General features: G+C 58.3%; 8 protein-coding genes and 1 riboswitch. All 8 genes read left to right on the forward strand.

Annotation, left to right across the window (positions count from 1 at the left end; translation table 11 throughout):
- Positions 1-395: arsenate reductase ArsC (locus AC3B8H_RS08815; protein WP_488441220.1), on the forward strand; the 395-nt coding region annotated here is incomplete at its 5' end.
- A 42-nt stretch (positions 396-437) separates the two neighbouring features.
- Positions 438-917 (forward strand): arsenate reductase ArsC, encoded by a 480-nt coding sequence (locus tag AC3B8H_RS08820; RefSeq protein WP_488441221.1) that lies wholly within the window; start codon positions 438-440, stop codon positions 915-917.
- 24 nt (positions 918-941) lie between these two features.
- Positions 942-1,385 (forward strand): ArsI/CadI family heavy metal resistance metalloenzyme, encoded by a 444-nt coding sequence (locus AC3B8H_RS08825; RefSeq protein WP_488441222.1) that lies wholly within the window; start codon positions 942-944, stop codon positions 1,383-1,385.
- A 24-nt stretch (positions 1,386-1,409) separates the two neighbouring features.
- Positions 1,410-2,468 (forward strand): ACR3 family arsenite efflux transporter, encoded by a 1,059-nt coding sequence (arsB, locus tag AC3B8H_RS08830; RefSeq protein ID WP_488441223.1) that lies wholly within the window; start codon positions 1,410-1,412, stop codon positions 2,466-2,468.
- A gap of 1,309 nt (positions 2,469-3,777) precedes the next feature.
- Positions 3,778-3,901: riboswitch (cyclic di-GMP riboswitch) on the forward strand.
- A 37-nt stretch (positions 3,902-3,938) separates the two neighbouring features.
- A complete protein-coding gene (locus AC3B8H_RS08835) occupies positions 3,939-4,700 on the forward strand; it encodes a VPLPA-CTERM sorting domain-containing protein (RefSeq protein WP_488441224.1) in 762 nt (253 codons plus the stop codon).
- A gap of 64 nt (positions 4,701-4,764) precedes the next feature.
- The gene (locus tag AC3B8H_RS08840) at positions 4,765-6,372 is read left to right on the forward strand and encodes a hypothetical protein (protein ID WP_488441225.1); all 1,608 of its coding nucleotides are present in this window, start codon (positions 4,765-4,767) and stop codon (positions 6,370-6,372) included.
- 328 nt (positions 6,373-6,700) lie between these two features.
- On the forward strand, positions 6,701-8,347 hold the full coding sequence (locus tag AC3B8H_RS08845) for a ShlB/FhaC/HecB family hemolysin secretion/activation protein (protein WP_488441226.1): 1,647 nt from the start codon (positions 6,701-6,703) through the stop codon (positions 8,345-8,347).
- Positions 8,348-9,092: 745 nt separating this feature from the next.
- A partial coding sequence (locus AC3B8H_RS08850) for a two-partner secretion domain-containing protein (protein ID WP_488441227.1) occupies positions 9,093-18,655 on the forward strand: 9,563 nt, incomplete at its 3' end.

The raw sequence follows: 18,655 nt of genomic DNA on the forward strand, positions 1-18,655 counted from the left end.
GGTTTTTCGCCTACAGCGCCGGCAGCCGGCCGACCGGCCGGGTGCATCCGTTGGCGTTGGAACGGCTGGCGGCGGAGGGTATTGTGTTGCCCAACGCGCGCAGTAAAAGTTGGGATGAGTTTGCCGAGCCCGGCGCGCCGAAATTGGATTTTGTGTTTACGGTTTGCGATAACGCGGCGAATGAAACCTGTCCGGTCTGGCCGGGTCAGCCGGTTACCGCGCATTGGGGGGTATTCGACCCGGCCGCCGCCGATCCGCGGGAGCAGCGTATCGCTTTCGCGAAAGCCTACGCCATTCTGGAGCGTAGGATTGCATTGTTTACCAGTTTGCCTTTCGACAGCCTGGAACGCATGGCCTTACAACGCCAACTCGGCGAGATAGGCCGGGTTGAATAAGGCCGTGAACGCCATTTGAATTTTGCCATTTACCAATAGCACATGAATGTATTGTTTCTTTGTACCGGAAATTCCTGCCGCTCGCTGATGGGCGAAGCGATTTTCAACCACTTGGCGCCGGAAGGCTGGCACGCGATCAGCGCCGGCAGCCGGCCGATCGGCCGGCTGAACGACGGCGCGGTGGCGATATTGGCGGAAAAAGGGATTTCCACGGCCGGCTATTACAGCAAGTCCTGGAACGATCTGCCGGTGACGCCGGACATCGTGATCAGCGTTTGCGCCAATGCCGCCAACGAAACCTGTCCGGCTTACCTCGGCCCGGCCTTGCGCGCTCATTGGGGCGTGGACGATCCGGCGCATGCCGAAGGCAGCCCGGAGCAAATCAAAGCCGCTTTCGAAACCGCGTACGGTATCGTGCGTTACCGGATCGAGCGCTTTCTGGACTTGCCGTTGAATGAATTGAAACACGATCCCGAGCGCCTCAAGGCCGAACTGGATCGCATCGGCACGTTGCTACCTTAATCATCTTGTCAGGAGGCTAACCTTATGAAACGTTTCCATATCCACATTGCCGTCGATAATCTGCAACGCAACATTGAATTTTACAGCGCGCTGTTTCAAACCGAACCCAGCGTCGTCCACGACGACTACGCCAAATGGATGTTGGACGATCCACGCATCAATTTCGCGATCTCCAACCGAGGCCGAGGAGCGGGGGTGGATCATCTCGGCATTCAAGTCGAATCTGAGCAGGCATTGACCGACGTTCGGCAGGTGCTACAACAGGCGGCGTTGCCGATTATCGAGCAAAAACAGGCGGCCTGCTGCTACGCCGAATCGGACAAATACTGGACGGTCGATCCGCAAGGCATTCCTTGGGAGGCCTTCCATTCGTTGAAAAGCATTCCGATATTCGGCAAAGATGCCGATTTGCCGACCGACAGCGCCGCGAGTTGCTGCGGTCCGGCCTCGAATTGCAGTCCACTCTGATCGAACAGTCCGAGGTTTTCCACGATGAATTTGCCAGTTTGCCCGCAACCGCGCTTGTCGTTTTTGGACCGCTTCCTGACCTTGTGGATATTCATCGCAATGTCGATCGGGGTCGGTATCGGCTTTGCGTTTCCGGAGCAGGTTAATCGCCTGAACGCCCAGGCTTCGGTGGGTACCACCAATGTCCCGATCGCGATCGGCTTGATTCTGATGATGTACCCGCCGCTGGCGAAAGTGCGTTACGAGGAACTTGGCGACGTGTTTCGAAACGGCCGGGTGTTGGCGCTGTCGCTGGTACAAAACTGGCTGATCGGCCCGTTGTTGATGTTCGGCTTGGCGATCGGATTTTTGGCTGATTATCCGGAATACATGACCGGCTTGATCCTGATCGGCCTGGCCCGTTGCATTGCCATGGTGATCGTTTGGAACGAACTGGCGCGCGGCGATAACGACTACTGCGCCGCGCTGGTGGCGTTCAACAGCGTGTTTCAGGTGCTGTTTTTCGGGGTTTACGCTTGGCTGTTCGTCACCGTGCTGCCGCCGCTGTTCGGTTTGCCGGGCAGTTTGGTGGCGGTGACGATCGCCGATATCGCCCAAAGCGTCTTCATTTACTTGGGGATTCCGTTCATCGCCGGCTTCGCGACCCGTTGGCTGTTGGTCAGGGCCAAGGGCAAGGACTGGTACCAGCAGCGCTTCGTACCCAAAATCAGCCCGCTGACGCTGATCGCGTTACTGTTCACGATCGTGGCCATGTTCTCGTTGAAGGGTGAGTTGATCGTGCAATTGCCGCTGGACGTGTTGCGCATCGCGCTGCCGTTGCTGATTTATTTCGTCGCCATGTTCCTGGTCAGCTTCGCGATGGGCAAACTGGTCGGCGCCGACTACGGCCAAACCACGACGCTGGCCTTTACCGCCGCCAGCAACAACTTCGAATTGGCGATCGCGGTAGCGGTTGCGGTGTTCGGCATCGACAGCGGCGCGGCTTTCGCGGCGGTGATCGGACCGCTGATCGAAGTGCCGGTCATGGTCGGCTTGGTGAGCGTCGCCTTCGCGATTCAAAAACGCTGGTTTGCCGGGCGCTAATTCAGGCAAGCGGCGATAATTCCGGAAGTGACTGATTTTCGAACGGTCCTTGTCAGGGAACGCCCTCTTCGGCAAATTCCTAGCCAATCTGCGTCGGCCGCTGGATGCCGCCAGTTCCCTCTCCGCTGGGAAGGTTGTCGTAAACGGCCGGTTGTGCTGAATGCAATGAAGTTCAACATTTTGGTGCGGTTCGGTTACGTGAATTTTACTTTGCCGGATTGGAAGAAAGACCGTCATACCCGCCGGGAAGCGGGTATCCGGTGTCCTGGATGGCGAACGTCGAACCATTCGTGGTGGCTGGATTCCGGCAATCCATGCCGGAATGACCACCTTCGGTAAGGGGATGCCCGAAATCCGAAAAAGTAGACTTAGCCCAACAGTTTGACTTTTCCGACATCCGCTCGTACTCCATACTCCAATGCCGTTAAGCTAAGCCGTCCGTGGCGAGCCAGTCCAACTATTCGTGGCGAGGCTGTCCAACCTTCGTGGTGAACCTGTCCAACCTTCTTTGGCGAGCCAATCCAACCATTCGTGGTGAGCCTGTCCAACCATTCGTGGTGAGCCTGTCCAACCATTCGTGGTGAGCCAGTCGAACCATGAACGGCTTAACCATTCGCCCTTCGACAGGGACAAACGGTCAATCCTTAACTTAACGAGATTACTCCATTCCAAAAGTCCTAGGGTATCTTGATTTTGGAAACCACTGAGTTTCGCTGAGATACCGTGGCAGGCTGTTGGGCGGCCCCTGAAGGCCTGCCTCGCCCTAAATTCAACCATCGTCGTAGACGCGATATCGACACTAGGCTCGGGTAGTCGGGCCGATAGTAGCCGCGGGCGACACTGCTCGCCTGTTTTTCCAGCCGGTTTGTCGCCGGTTTTGGTTTTTCCCTCTCTTTTTCGACCGCCCATCGCCGGGCGGCGGCGAATGCTGCCCGCCAAACTCGACGGCCCATGGCTATCGCGCCCAATTTGGCTTGTTAGGTGCCGGGTCAGGGATGGCAACGATTCGCCCTTGAAAAACAACGCGCTGCGCCATTCGGCGGTGTTTCGGTGCATTACGCATGTAATACATTTCACGATTCTTTAACAGAGCTGTAACGGAAACTTATTGATTTGTTTGGAATAATTCGCCGCAACCGGGATGGCAGGGAGCCGAGGGATCTCGGTTGAATCGGAAACACAAGGAACAGGGAAGGCTAGCGAATGGAGTGGGCATTTGGAAGACGGTAGGGAGTAGGTTGCAATTCGGAAACATGGTAGCGGGGATAGCGACACCACTCGAGGTGTTAGAAGTTTAGTGAGCAGGTAAGCGTGTAAAAGCCAAACTCGCCGCGAGGCGGGGACGGAAAGTTTCAGGTCTTGGCTTGGGTCGGTCGCCGGGGACGGCGGCGGGCGGTAGGATGCCGACAAACCAAGACGGCTGGGCTGTCACCTTATGTATTTTTAAATCTTAAACATAAGGAAACCATTATGAAATCTTTGAATAAAGCCTTGTTGGCGGCGGCGATGTTTGCTGCCACCGGTGCGGCGAATGCTGCGATCAACAACACCAGTGCCGCCACGGTCGAAGCGTATTTGTCGGTTTACGACAAAAGCCAAACCTTGACCTTCACGTTGGACTTGGGCGTTTTGATGAGCGATCTGATCGCCAACGTCGCCAACGACAGCTACACACTGAGCTACGATTTGAGCGCCAACGACAACTGGAATACCTTTGCCAGCGGCATGGACGCTTCGATGACTAAGTTTGCGGTTGCCGTCGGTTACGGTTCCAAACAGTTGATCACCGGCATGACCGAGATTGCTAAATACAATAGCTTGCAAATCTCCACGGTTCCAGGGACAGCGATCAAAAACCATGCAAATCAGATTAATGGCGGACAAGTCGCTGATAACCCAGGCGCTACCAGCAACGACTACGCCGCGAATCTGAGTTCGTTGGTATATGACTCCGATACTCCGAATACCGGGCAACACAACGACTTCAACAGTATCTTCGGCACCGTCAGCTTGGCCCAAGCCAACATCGCCTACGGCACGTCCGGCGACTTTTGGTATTACAACGGCACTCAAGCTCACACGCTGGCCGCCGGCAAATGGACGCTGGCCGGCAATCTGCTGAGCTTCGGTCCGGCTCCGGCCAACGTGCCGCTGCCGGCCGCGGTGTGGATGTTCGGCGCCGGCCTGATGGGCCTGTTGCGCGCGACCCGCCGCAAGTACGCCGCCGCTTAAGCGGTGTGCGGAGCGGCGTTCGCGCCGCTCCGTTTTTAACGATTATTCATTCGAGGAACTAGCCATGAAAAACTTAGTATTAGGCACCGCGATCAGCGCTTTGTTGGCCGCATCTGGTGTACAAGCCGCGACCGTCAACGATCCGATTCCGGTCGACGGCAACAACCTGCCTATCATCGACGCCAGCCAAACCAACGTGCTGTACCTGTCCGGCGCCTCCGCCGCGGTCAACTTCATCGAAAAGCTGATTACCGATTCCTCGGTACCGGCCGCCGATAAAGTCTGCGACACCACCAAAAAAATCTGGAAATACAAAGACAGCCTGACCGGTTCCGACCAAAACGCTTATTTGTGCACCCGCGCCACCACCAACAGCAACGTGCCGACCAACAAACCGTACATTCTGGTCTACAAACGTAGCGCCGGCGGTTCCGCGTTCGGCGTCAGTCCGATCATCGCCGAAGCCAACGGCGACACCGCTAACGCCACGATCGAGTATTTGAAAATCAGCTCGGCTTGTACCTCCAACACCTTGCCGGTCGCCGGTTCCACGCTGGGCTTGATCACCTGCCCTTACGACTTGGCCGATTCCACCAAATACGTCACCCACATCTCCGACTTCGGTATTTCCGACGTTGACCCGGCGCAATTTACCGGTAACAACGCCCCATTGGGTTATTTGGATGTGTCATCCGACGACGTCACCAAATTGACCGTGAAAAGTGCTTCGGCATTGACTTTCGGCGTGCCGGTCACCAAAAAACTGTATTTTGCATTGCAAGCCGCCCAAATCGCCAACGGTTCCTTGGCCGGCTGCGCGGTTGGTTCCGAAACCGAGGCTTGCATGCCTAGCCTGAGCTCGGCGCAAATCGCTTCTATCCACGCCGGTAGTTGGGCGGATTGGAACCAATTGAAAGTGACCGGTTCCACCGGTTTGTACGACTGGGTTCAAGCCAATGCGGCCGCTTACCTGCCGGGTTCGTCGTTGTTGCACACCTGCCGCCGCGAAAACGGCTCCGGTACCCAAGCCCAATCCAACATCAAATTCCTGCATGATCCTTGCACATCTGCTGCGTCCGCTACGGCTCCAGCTACCGACGCGGTATCCTTGGGTTTCAGCGAAGGCGACGGCTATCCGATGATTCACGAGAACAATACCTCGGGTTCGGTCGGTAACTGCCTGGACGAATTGGACGACGGCAGCAACGCCGCCAACGGCTTCGACAACACTTGGGGCGTACGTTGGGCGGTCGGTATCCAGTCTCTGGAGAAAAAAACCGCGGCTTCCAGCAAATTCCGCTTCGTCAAAGTCGACGGCGTGGCGCCGACCCTGGCTAACGTGGTCAACGGCAAGTACAAGGATTGGGTGGAAAACACCTTCCAATACTGGACCGATCACTTCGCCGACGCCAATCTGAAAAAACTGACCAACGCGATCATTACTTCAGCCGGCGCGCCGGAAGTGATGGCCGCGCTGAACGCCGGTTTCACCCACACCTTTACCGCTACTCCTGGTGCCTACTTGGCCGTACCGACCAGCTTCGCTCCCGAAGCCAATGGTGCGTTCAACGCCAGCCGTCCGGTCAGCCCCTACAGCCACGCGACACCAACCGCGTCGGCTAATGCCTGCCGCGTTCCAACCATTTACAACAACGGCGATGCCAAATTGTAAGGGTTGACTAGGGGGCAATCCCGAACCAGGTCAGGGACGACCGCCTTAAAAAGTGACCGGGGCAGTCGCGGCAACGCGGCTGACCCGGCCGCTTTTTCGGTTTTTACCTGAAAGTCATCGTCGGAGCGGCGCTTGGTCGCGACAAGGCGCCACTCCCACAATGACTGGCATTATCCGGGGTGGCGCGGCGGTTCCGAAATCGCTGATTTACCGGCGTGAATGCCGGTCGGCGCGTCACCGACTTGTCATAAAAGCTTAACTTGAGCGCCCTAAAATGGCGGCTTGCAGGTCTTCATAACGAGGGCCGTTTAGGTTTCATCGGAATTCAATGAGTTTGAACAGTTTCCGCTTCCGCCGGGTCGGGCGCGAAGTATTGATGGCTGCCTGGCTGGCGTGCGGCCTGCAATCCGCGCTCGCGGCCGACCAGGATAGCGCCGCGGCTTCCGGCGGCGGTCCGGCCGAACAGGCTGGCGCGCCGGCCAAATTCGATTTGCTGGAACTGCGCGTCAAGGGCAATACGCTGCTGGACAAAAAGCTGCTCGAGCGCACGGTGTATCGGTTTTTAGGGCCGGACAAAAGCATCGACAACGTCGAATTGGCCAGGGCCGCGCTGGAAAGTCTGTACCAAGCCAACGGCTTTCAAACCGTGTCTGTGGATATTCCCGAACAGGACGTTAAAAACGGCGTCGTCTATCTGCAAGTTGTCGAAGGCAAGGTCTCCAAGTTGCGGGTCAAGGACTCGCGCTATTTCGCATTGGGCAAAATCAAGGCCGGCATACCGGAACTGGCCGAAGGCAACGTGCCCAACATGCCGAAAATGCAGCAACAATTGGCCGATTTGGCCGGCCAATCGCCGGACCGGCAAATTCAGCCGATTCTGCGCGCCGGCGAAACGCCCGGTACGCTGGAAGTGGATTTAAAGGTCAAGGACGAAATGCCGCTGCACGGCCGCGTCGAGCTGAACGGCCGCAATACCTCAACCACCTCGCGGCTGCGGCTGATTTCGTCGCTGCGCTACGACAATCTGTGGCAGGCCTTTCACAGCGCCTCGCTGATGTATCAGGTGTCGCCGGAAAACAACGCCGAAGTGGATGTTTGGGCGGGGACTTACGCGCTACCGCTGTTCGACAGTCCGACTCGATTGGCCTTCTACGCGGTCAGTTCGTCGTCGAACGCCCAAATCGCCAGTGCCGGCGCCTTGTCGGTGATCGGTATCGGCAACATTTACGGCGCTCGGCTGGTGCATCCGTTTAAGTCGCTAACCGACTATTACCACAGCGGTACCTTGGGCGTGGACTATAAGGATTTTAAGGAAGATTTGAATTTGATCGGCGCCGATACGATTAAGACTCCGATCAGCTATTTGCCCTTCCTTGCTCAATACAGCGGCACGTTGAACGGCGACGGCCGCCAGACCAGCTTTGAGTTGGGCGCTCACTGGTCGTTTCGCGGCTTGGGCAACAGCCAGCACGAATTCGAGAACAAGCGCTATCTGGCCAAGGCCAGCTATTTGTATTTAACCGGCGATTTAAAGCATCAGCGCGATTTGCCGTGGGGCATGACCTTAATCAGCCATTTCGCCGGCCAGGCGGCCGATACCCCATTAATCAGCAACGAACAGTTTTCGCTCGGCGGCGCCCAAAGCGTGCGGGGGTATTTCGAGACCCAGGCGCTGGCCGACGATGCGGTGTTCGGCTCGTTGGAATTGCATAGCCCGCATTTGGGCTTGACCGAGTGGGAAGCCATTGACGAATTGAAGTTACTGGCGTTTTTGGACGCCGGTAAGGGTTGGGTCAAGAACGCGTTGCCGGGCAACGCCAAGGGCAATTTCCTCAGCAGCGCCGGCTTTGGCTTGCGCTTTCAGATGTGGAAGCATTTGAGCGGCTCGTTCGATGTGGGTATTCCGTTCAGCTCGTTGGCCCCGGTCAGTAGCGGCGATCCCCGCGTGCATTTCAACATCGCCACCGATTTTTAAACGCTCGATGCGATCGGCGGGATTCGATCGGTGACTATTTTAAATGTAAATAACCGGAGTACAAACCTAGGTTTGTACTCCGGTATTCTCTCTGGATAGTCGGCGTTAAAAATTTAATATTGGTTAAGCCGCTTAAATCCGCCGATATTCGCCGATTCGGCCGATTGAATATCGGCGGCCGCGGGCAGTTAGACCGATAGATGATTTCTTGCGACTCAGTGGGCATTAAGATGGAAGTGATTTACTTCCTCTCTTAATGAAGGGTGTCGTATGAGTCATAAATAAAACCCTCTCCCACCGGGAGGGCAGGGTGAGGGTGTTAAAACAAAGTTTTGCCTTGTAACCCCCCCCATTCACCCCGCGCGGAAAGCGAACTTTTAGGAGTCGTCATCGGGAGTGGGGCTTTGTACTAAGCGCTGACTAATAATGGCGGTCAATTTATTACAAAAATATTTCAGCGATTTTGTTGTTGCGGATTTCGGCTTTAAAGGAATGAATGCTTGGAATTTAATTTATTGACTGTATTGGAAAAAATAATTTCTTATTTTTGTTCCGATTTTTTGTCTGTAATAAATTCGTCATGATTTAAATTTTTAATTCGAGCGATTGCTACTTTAGTACAGTTTTTAGCGGCGGTTGGTCGGATAGATTAATTAATAGAACAATATTAATCCGGCGCTGTCGCTTTTTGTGCTTATTCGTTAATTTGCCTTCGGCGAATTACTTTATTAGAAGGGCTAATTCCATGACCAATAAACCATCGGCTAAATCCAAGGACGTTCAATTTCGATTGAAACCGCTCGCGGCTTGCGTGCGCTACGCATTGGCCGGCGGCCTATTGGTGGGTAACGGCGCCGCGTTGGCCGATTTACCGATACCGGCGGCCGCTTGGGTAAGCAGTGGTAGTGTGCAAGCACCGGTCGTGGACGGGAATACGATGGTGATCAAGCAGATGTCGGACAAAGCGGTCTTGAATTGGCAAAAATTCAACGTCGGCAAGGACAATACCGTCAAGTTCGAGCAACCCGGCACCTCGTCGATCGCATTGAACAAGATTAACGATCAAAACCCCAGCACGATCATGGGCCAGATCGTCGCCAACGGCCAAATCTATCTCTATAACAAAAACGGTTTTATCTTCGACAAGGATTCGGTGGTGAACGCCAATAGCTTCATCGCCACGACCTTGAAGATTACCGACGAAGCCTGGGCGCGCGGCATCACCCGGGTCTACGACGAAAGCAAGGGCGCGGCCCTGGTTATCGAGCCAAAAACGGCGGACGACAAGCTCGATCCGAAAACCGCCGAAATTCTGATCAATGCCGGCGCGAAAATTACGACCGACAAGGCCGGCCGTATCATCATCGCCGCGCCGAAAATTACCAACGAAGGGAGCGTGACCGCCGGCGTTCAAGGCCAAATCATCATGGCCGCCAGCGAAGACAAGGTGTATTTGCAGGCTGCCGACGATCAAAGTCCGTTCGCCGGCTTGCTGGTCGAAGTCGGTACCGGCGGCAAGGTGACCAACACCGGCGACATCGCCGTGCGGCAGGGCAACGTCACCTTGGCCGGTTTCGCGGTCAACCAGGAAGGCCGGGTCAGCGCCACGACCTCGGTCAATGTCAACGGCTCGATTCGCCTGATTGCCAGAGAGAAAATCAAGGACAACAGTCCGGTGTTGCTCGGCACCCAAACCGTTCGAGACGGAGCCGGCAATGACGGGGCCGAACCCAAGGCCGAGGTTCGCTTGGGCGATGGCAGTGTCACCGAAGTGCTGGCCGATGCCGAAGGCGGCAGCGCGATCGACGAACAAAAGCAGTCGCCGTCTTATATCGAAATCGGCGCTCACACGGTAGCCTTGGAGTCGGGTTCGACGATACACGCGCCGGGAGCGACCGTGGTCGTCAACGCGACCGATACGCCCGAGACGCCCGCCAACGGTAATGCCGGCCGGATTTTGGTGGACAGCAACGCCAAAATCGACGTTGCCGGCTACAAAAACGTCAAGGTGGCGATGGAGCGCAATGTCGGCAAGATTTCGGTGCAAAGCTACGATTTGCGTGATTCGCCGCTGCAGCGCGGCGGGATTCTGAAAGGCAAAACAGTGTTAGTCGATCTGCGCAAGGGCACCGATTTGGTCGATGACGACGGGGCCTTGGCCAGGATCAGCCGGACGGTCGAGGAACGCTTGGGCACCGGCGGTAAAATCACGCTGACGTCCGCCGGCGACGTGATCGCCAACGACGGTTCGCAATTCGATATTTCCGGCGGCTCGCTGCAATACCAGGATGGTTATATCAAGACCACTAAACTACTGAACAGCTTCGGCGAAATCGTCGATATCAGCGACGCCGATCCCACGCTACAGTATGTCGGCGTATTCGGTACCGTCGAGGAAAACCACGCCAAATGGGGGGTTAACAAAACTTGGAACTTGTTGGGCTTGTTCGGTAACGGCGTGTTCGAAAATGGCTATACCGAGGGTCTGGCCGCCGGCAGTTTGAAGATCTCGGCGCCCCGGCTGGCGTGGGGCGGCACGTTGACCGCCGGCTCCGAGGCGGGCGTATACCAGCGCGCTTCGGCCAACGCGGCGGCCAACGGCAGCTTTGAGATCGATTTGGCGCAATTTCAGGACGCGCAAAAAACCGTGCAAAACGTTCAGTTCGTCGATAGCGCCGGCCAAGTGGCGTTGTCGCTGGACGACGACTTTCCGAAGAATGGCGAGACCGATCTCGACCTGAAAATCGCCGCCGCCACGCTAACGCGCTCCGGCGTCGGTGGCGTAACCGTGAAAACCCGCGGCGATGCCGCGCTCAATACCGACATCACGATGGCACCAGGCGGTAGTCTGAGCGTCGAGGCGACCAACATCGCGGTCAACGGCGATTTCAAGGCGTCCGGCGGCAAGCTGAACCTGCAAACCGATATTTCGGAGGTCGCGAATGACGGCGATTTGGCCGAGCAGGGCCGGATTATCTTGGCTTCCGGGGTCAGCGTGGATGTCTCCGGTACCTGGGTCAACGATCTACGCAGTGGTTCGAACGGAACGCCGACCGATCCGTTACTGATCGACGGCGGTAGCGTGGCGATTCGCGCCAACGGTGACGTGATTCTTAAGGCCGGCGCCAAAATTCTGGCCGACGGCGGTGCCTGGTTGCCGGTCAACGACGACTTGCAGGCCGGTCGCGGCGGCGAAATTACGCTGGCGGCGGAAGGCAGCACCGGTGGTTTAATCTCGACGCTGACTCTGGACGGTGAAATCTCCGCCTACGGCTTGGAACAGAACGGAATCCTGAATCTGACCAGCGGCAACATCCTGATCGGCTCGCCCGACACCACCGACGACATTGCCGATACCTTGGTGCTGGGTACCTCCGCCGGATCGTTCGACTTGTCCAAGCGGTTGGCCTTTCGCGAAATCAATCTGAGCGCCGACTTTGGCGGCTTGACGGTGAAGCGTAACGTCGATTTGAATCTGCGCCAGCGCAATCTGGAATTGACCGCCGGTTACCAGAACGCGGCGACCGGCCGTTCGATACGCGGATTCAGCCGGACCGTCGAATTGGCCGATCATTTGCGGCAGGCGGTCACGTTGACCTTGAAAGGCTACGCCGGCGTCGCGATGGAAACCGGTAGCCGTATCGTTGCGGATACCGGTTCGACGATTGGATTGACCTCGACGGCCGGCAGCGTCTTCGTCGATGGCACTCTGCAGGCGGCGGCCGGTAAGATTAACTTGGCCATCATCCCGGCCGCCAATTTGGAATACGACCCGACTCAAACCATCTGGATGGGCAACCATGCCCGCTTGGATGCGCGCGGCGTCGCGGTGAGAGAACTGGCGGACGCTTACGGGAACCGGGGCGGTCAGGTGCTGGATGGGGGCGAGATCAATTTCGACGCCAAGCGCGGCGCGGTGGTGATTACCGATGGCGCGGTCCTGGACGTTTCCGGTACCGTGGCAACCGTCAGTGTCGAGCGTTCCAATACCGTTTCGGCGGCGGCCTTCGTCAAACAAACCTTCGCTTCCAATGCCGGCAAGATTTCGATTAAAGCCGCCGACGGCATCGTTATCGACGGCGAGATGCGGGCTTACGCCGGTTCGGCCGGCGCGCACGGCGGCCGATTGTCGCTGCGCTTGGATCGTTCGGAATTGAACCGACCGATCCCTCCGCTGGTGCCGTTCCCGGATGGTCCGTTGGTCATCAACGTCAGTCAGAGCGGTAAGCGCCAATCCAAAGAGGACTTGATATTCGGCGACGCCTACCCGGACGACGCTATCGGCGTCGCGAGCATCGGCGCCGATCAGATTGCCGCCGGCGGTTTCACCGACCTGAGTTTGGCCGTGAACGGAGCGCGGGGCGATGCGGCGGTGGTCTTCGTCGGCGATGTCAATCTGACCGCGGCGGAACGCATCCATATCGATGCCGCCGAATTTCGTTCGGACGGCGCCGACGCCGGCTCGACCGTGTTGAATACCACCTATTTGGAGCTCGGTTCCGATAAGCTGCGCGCGATTGCCGACAGCGCCGAAACCGGTACCGGACAGTTCATCGGCAACGCGCAATGGATACAACTGACCGGTGCCAGTCAGTGGAACGGTTTCCAACGCGTTACGTTGAACAGCGCGCACGATATTCGCGCGATCGGCGTCCGCGAGGAAAGCGACGACCAGCGCAGCTATGTCGGCGCGTTGGTGACGGCCGGCGATTTGTATCTCAACGCCAGCCAAGTGTATCCCAGTACCTTGACCGACTTTACTTTCGCGGTGCGCGGCAACCCGGACGGCAAACTGGTGATTACCGGCAGCAACACCGATGCGACGCCGTTGTCTGCGGCCGGTTCGTTGACTTTCGAGGCGCCGGTGATTAGCCAGCAAGGCGTGGTCAAGGCGCCGTTTGGAGCGATTCGATTTCAGGCCGGCGATACGTTAACGCTGGCATCCGGCAGCGTGACGTCGGTATCGGGTATCGACCGGCTGACCGCGACCGAGTTGCTGATTCCATTCGGCGTGGTTCAGGGCGGTACCGACTGGTTATACACCTTGGACAACACTCGAAACCGGATTTGGAGCGCGGCGCCGGAAAAACGCATCGTCATGGATGCGCCGGAAATCGATGTGGCTGGCGGCAGCCTGGTGGATTTGGCCGGCGGCGGCGATTTGCTGGCCTACGAATTCATACCTGGCGCGGGTGGTTCCTACGATTACTTGATGCCGGGCAGCGGCAGCTACCAGGGCGGATTCGCCATTTTGCCGAGCTTGGGGGCGGAAATCAGCCCTTACGATCCCTACGAAAGCAGTGGCCTGGATTACCCGCTCGGCGCCACGATTTATCTGGAAGCCAGCGGCGATCTGCCGGCCGGCGAGTACGCGATTCTGCCGGCGCATTATGCTCTGCTGCCCGGTGCTTATCTGATTACGCCGGTCGCGAATACCCAGGACCAAGCCATTACCCAGTACACGCCGGACGGCCGAGCCATCGTATCCGGCTATTTCGCCCAGGCCGGCGGCGATATCCGCGACGCGCGAACCAGCGGGTTTTTGGTCGAATCCGGCACCGACGTGCGTAAGTACTCGGAATATCAAACCTATACCGCCAACAGTTTTTACCAAGATCGGGCCAAGGCGAATGACACGGCGGTACCGAATTTACCGATGGACGGCGGTCAGGTCTCTTTAATCGCGCAGACCCGATTGGTGATGGAAGGCGAGTTCATGTTGCAAGCCTTGCAGGGCGGCCGCGGCGCTCGAATGGACATCGCCGCCAATAACATCCGTATCGTCGCCAACCGATCGGACGAGGCGGCCGACGCGGGAACCTTGGAGATTCTGGCTGAGGATTTGAGCGGGCTGAATGTCGAAAGTCTGCTGCTTGGCGGTGCGCGGGACCGCAATTCGGAAACCGGTGAGACGGCGGTTGATGTCAGCGCCGATAGCGTGGTGTTTGCCGAGGGCGTCGATCTGCGCGGCGCCGAGATCATCGCGGCCGCCAAGACCTTGGTCGAGGTGCAAGCCGACGTCAGTTTGGATGCCGACCGGACAGTGGTCGGCGCGGACAGTGTGTTTAACCTGGTCGGTAACGGGGCGCTGCTACGTTTGTCCGGCGGCGATCAAATCGAGCTGAACCGCACCGAAACCGACGGCGCGGCCGGCGATTTGTTGATTGCCAAGGATGCGCTGCTGCACGCCGCTTCTTCCATGCTGTTGGATGCTTCTCACGCCACCCAATTACAAGGCGATATTCGGATGGAGGGCGGTTCGCTGAATTTGGCCGCCAATAGCGTCAATCTCGGCGCGGTGGATGGTTTGAGCGGCGAGGCATTGAATCTCTCGAACGCCAAACTGGCCCAGTTAAGCGTGGACGAATTGGTACTGACCGCGCGCGACAGTCTCGGATTCTACGGCAACGTGGATTGGCGCGGCGAGCGTTTGGCGATTAACGCCGCTGGTTTGACCGGCCACGGCGCGGCCGGCGATGTCGCGACTATCCGAGCCGGAACGCTGGCTTTCGCCAACAGCGGCGCGGCGCAAAATCACCAAACCGTTGACGGCGCCGGCCGCTTGGCGATCGTTGCCGACAAGGTCGAGACCGGTGCCGGCCGGTTTGCCGTACAGGGTTTCGAATCGGTCGATATCACCGCGAATCAGCAAGTCCGCGCTACCGGCGACGGCGAGTGGGTGGTCGCGGCCGATCTGCGGGTCGCGGCCGGCGGTTTCGGCGCCGACGGCGGAGCCAGCTTGAACATCGATGCCACGGGATACGATGCCCAGTTCGCCAACCTGGCGGGGGCTGCCACGATTACCAGCGGTTACGGCGCCGAATTGGCCGTGACCGCCGACCGCATCGATTTCGATAGCCGGGTGGTGTTGCCGTCCGGTGGGTTGAAATTGCATGCCTTGAGCGGCGACGTGAACTTGGGCGAGCATGCCCAGCTTGATTTGGCCGGCCGGGCCGTCAAGTTCGGCGATGTCGAGCAATACACCCAGGGTGGTCGCTTCTCGGCGCTGGCCGATCACGGCGGCATTGTCGCGGCGGCCGGCTCGCTGATAGACCTGGACAGCGGCGGTGGCGACGCCGAGGGCGGCAGCCTAGAAATACGGGCTTTGGAGAAATCGGCGTCCTTGCAAGGCGAACTGCAAGCCAAGTCCGGCAGCGCGGCGATCGAGGTCGGCGACTTCGCCGCCGGCCAGGGTTTCGATGCGTTGACGCAAAAGTTGAACAGCGCCGGCATCGATCGTTCGATTTACCTTCGGGTCGGTCAGGCCGACATCGTACAAAGCCAGTCCGGCTCGGTCAGCGCCGAGCAAGTGACGCTGGTGGCCGATACCGGTTCGATCGAGTTGGCCGGCACCGTAAACGCGGACGCCGCCGACGCGGGCGGCAGGATCAAATTATATGCCGGCGACGAAGTGGTACTGGCCGCCGGCGCGAAGTTGTCGGCGCGCGGTACCGGCGACGGCGCCAAGGGCGGTTCGGTGCTGTTATCCAGCGTCGATAGCGACGGCGACGGAATTTCCGGCGTCGCGGTGGGGGCGGGCAGCAGTATCGATGTGCACGGTAACGGCGCGGCAGGCGGCGACGTGACGCTGCGCGCGTTACGCGACGGCAACGGGGTTAGGATACAGCCGGTCGCCGGCACGGTCAGCGGCTACAAGACCTTTTATGCCGAGGGCGTCGCCAAGTACGCCAACGCCGATTTGGGCGACGACGGCCGCATCGACGCCGCCGACATCGCCAAAATCAAGGCCGATACCGCCGCTTACATGACCGAAGCCAACATGGCGGCGGTCGCGGACCAGTTGGGCCAAGGCATCCGCTTGCTGGCCGGCGTCGAGATCGATTACCACGGCGATCTGACCTTAAAGGACCGGTGGGATTTGGCGGATTGGCGCTACGACGAAAACAGCGACGACAATGTCTGGGACGACGTGCCGGGGCGCTTGGTGATTAGGGCCAGCGGCGATTTCACGCTGGATCAATCGTTGAGCGACGGATTTAAAAACGTCACGTTCCAATACGACAACTTCGACGGCACCACCAAGTCGGTGACGATCATCGATAAATTGCAGAGCGGCGCGTCCTGGTCCTACCAATTGACGGCGGGCGGCGATTTGACCAGCGCCGATTCGGATAACGTGTCCGGAAATGGGGATTTGACGCTGACCAGCAACGTCAAGGTTAGAACCGGTACCGGCGACATTCAGCTGAACGCCGGCGGCGATATTGTGATTTCAGGCGGCGAGACTGTCGATAACCGGCTGGCTTCGGTCGCCGCGAAAGGCGGCACGGTTTTGGCCGTCAGTGACGCGTCGGCTTGGAAGGCCGGCGGCTACCTATCCGGTTCGGGGATTGCCGCCGGCACCTATATTACCGATGTCGATGCCGGCGGGATTGCGCATACGACTTCGGCATCGGCAATCAATCGCAGTCTGTCGCTGCGGCTGGACGACAGCACGGCGGCCGGCTGGCAGGTTGGCGATTATTTGACCGGCAACGGCATCGCGTCGGGTACGACCATTACCGATATTAACCTGGTCGGTGTCGCGGCGCGAACCACGGCGTTGGCCGCTAAGAACACCAAGAGTCTGAAAGTCGCCGATGTCAGCGGTTGGGTAGTCGGCGATTATCTGACCGGAAACGGTGTGGCGGCCGGGACTCAGATCACCGCGATCAACGTTAACACCAAAACCGTCACGATCAACAACGCGCTGACCGCAGCAGTATCGGCCAACTCAACCTTGACGACGCTGCCTTCGGTGCATTTAAGCACGGCGACGACCAAAATCATTACCGCCAATTCCGACATTTCGACGTTGGCGACGGTAACGCTCAGCCAGGCCACGTCCCTGCAGATAGCCAATAACACCAAACTGACCGCCACTTATACGCCGGCATCCGTGTATAGCGCCGGCACGACGACCCAAACCGCCCCGTACGGCACGCTCAGCGATCGGGCGGTCGCGGTGTTTTTCTATAGCGAGTATCCGGTGGATGGCGGTAATGTCGGATTGGCGGCGGCGGGCAATATTCAGGGCACGGTCAGCAACAATAATTACAACGATTGGTTGCTACGCATCGGTGAATGGTCGGATCAGGAGCAAACGAAGCCGACCGCCTGGGGTGTGGCGTTGGGCTATATTCCGGGCGCGGCCAGCAACACGCAACCCGGCAAGGCGCCGATGCCGTTGTTCCAGCAAAACGTTGGCGCTTTCGGCGGCGGCGCGGTCAACGTTAAGGCTGGCGGCGATATCAACGATCTGGAAGTGGTGATGCCGACCACCGGTAAGCAGGTCGGCGACGCCAACGCCAGTCCTAATTTGAGCGGGTTTAGCACCAACCAAGTCGAAATCGGTGGCGGCGGCACGTTGGCGATCCAGGCCGGCGGTAATGTCAATGGCGGTATGTTTTATTTGGGTCAAGGCCAAGGTTCGGTAAGCGCTGGCGGATCTATAGGTGGCGGCAGTCAGTTCGCCGACGGTCCGGCACTGTTGATGGGCGATACCCGTTTCGATATTTCGGCCGGGAACGACGTGACGCTGGCCGGCGTCACCGATCCGATGATCGCCGACGATGGAGAAGTGAATTTTTTCAGCTACGGCGCCAATAGCGGGTTGACCTTGGCGAGTTTGGCCGGTGACATTACGCTGCACAGTAGCGCGGCTAAATTGCTTTCGGTGCTGATTCCCAGTGGAACCGGCCCGCAACAGTCGTTGGCTGCCTTATATCCGGGGTCGTTGGATGCGACCGCGTTTGGTGGGAGCATTGGATTGGCCGACGAAATTATCCTGTTTCCGGCGGCGACCGGCAGCTTGAATTTATTGGCGGAAGGTGATATCGGCGCAGAGGACTTATTAAACGATCCCTTGGGTGTCTCCGATGCCGACCCGGCGCTCGCGCCGGACGCCACCGCGCCTTTGAGTCGGTCGTCGATGAAGGATTTGGCGGGCGCCTTCAATCCGTTCGGGAATTCGCCGCTGGCGCACGCCACCACGCCTATCCATGCCGGCGATACGCAACCGGCCCGCTTGGTGACCCGTAGCGGCGACATCAAAAATATTAAGTTGGTGCTGGCGACCAAAGTCTTGGTGGATTCCGGTCATGACATCCTGAATCTGGCGGTGTCGGCGCAACACGCCAATGCCGATGACGCCAGCTTGATCAAGGCGGCGCGCGATATTCGTTTCAGCAGCACTCGGAGCTCGATCGGGTCCTTGCTGTCTAACACCGCCAGTATCGAAATCGGTGGCAGCGGTGAAGTGCTGGTAAGAGCCGGTCGCGACATCGATTTGGGTGCGTCCAACGGGAT

Source organism: Methylomonas sp. BG-2, from assembly GCF_057766305.1.

Bases quoted from the DNA above. Each gene is read 5' to 3' on its own strand.
- AC3B8H_RS08820 (WP_488441221.1), top strand. From the start codon at position 438: ATGAATGTATTGTTTCTTTGTACCGGAAATTCCTGCCGCTCGCTGATG.
- AC3B8H_RS08825 (WP_488441222.1), top strand. From the start codon at position 942: ATGAAACGTTTCCATATCCACATTGCCGTCGATAATCTGCAACGCAAC.
- arsB (WP_488441223.1), top strand. From the start codon at position 1,410: ATGAATTTGCCAGTTTGCCCGCAACCGCGCTTGTCGTTTTTGGACCGC.
- AC3B8H_RS08835 (WP_488441224.1), top strand. From the start codon at position 3,939: ATGAAATCTTTGAATAAAGCCTTGTTGGCGGCGGCGATGTTTGCTGCC.
- AC3B8H_RS08840 (WP_488441225.1), top strand. From the start codon at position 4,765: ATGAAAAACTTAGTATTAGGCACCGCGATCAGCGCTTTGTTGGCCGCA.
- AC3B8H_RS08845 (WP_488441226.1), top strand. From the start codon at position 6,701: ATGAGTTTGAACAGTTTCCGCTTCCGCCGGGTCGGGCGCGAAGTATTG.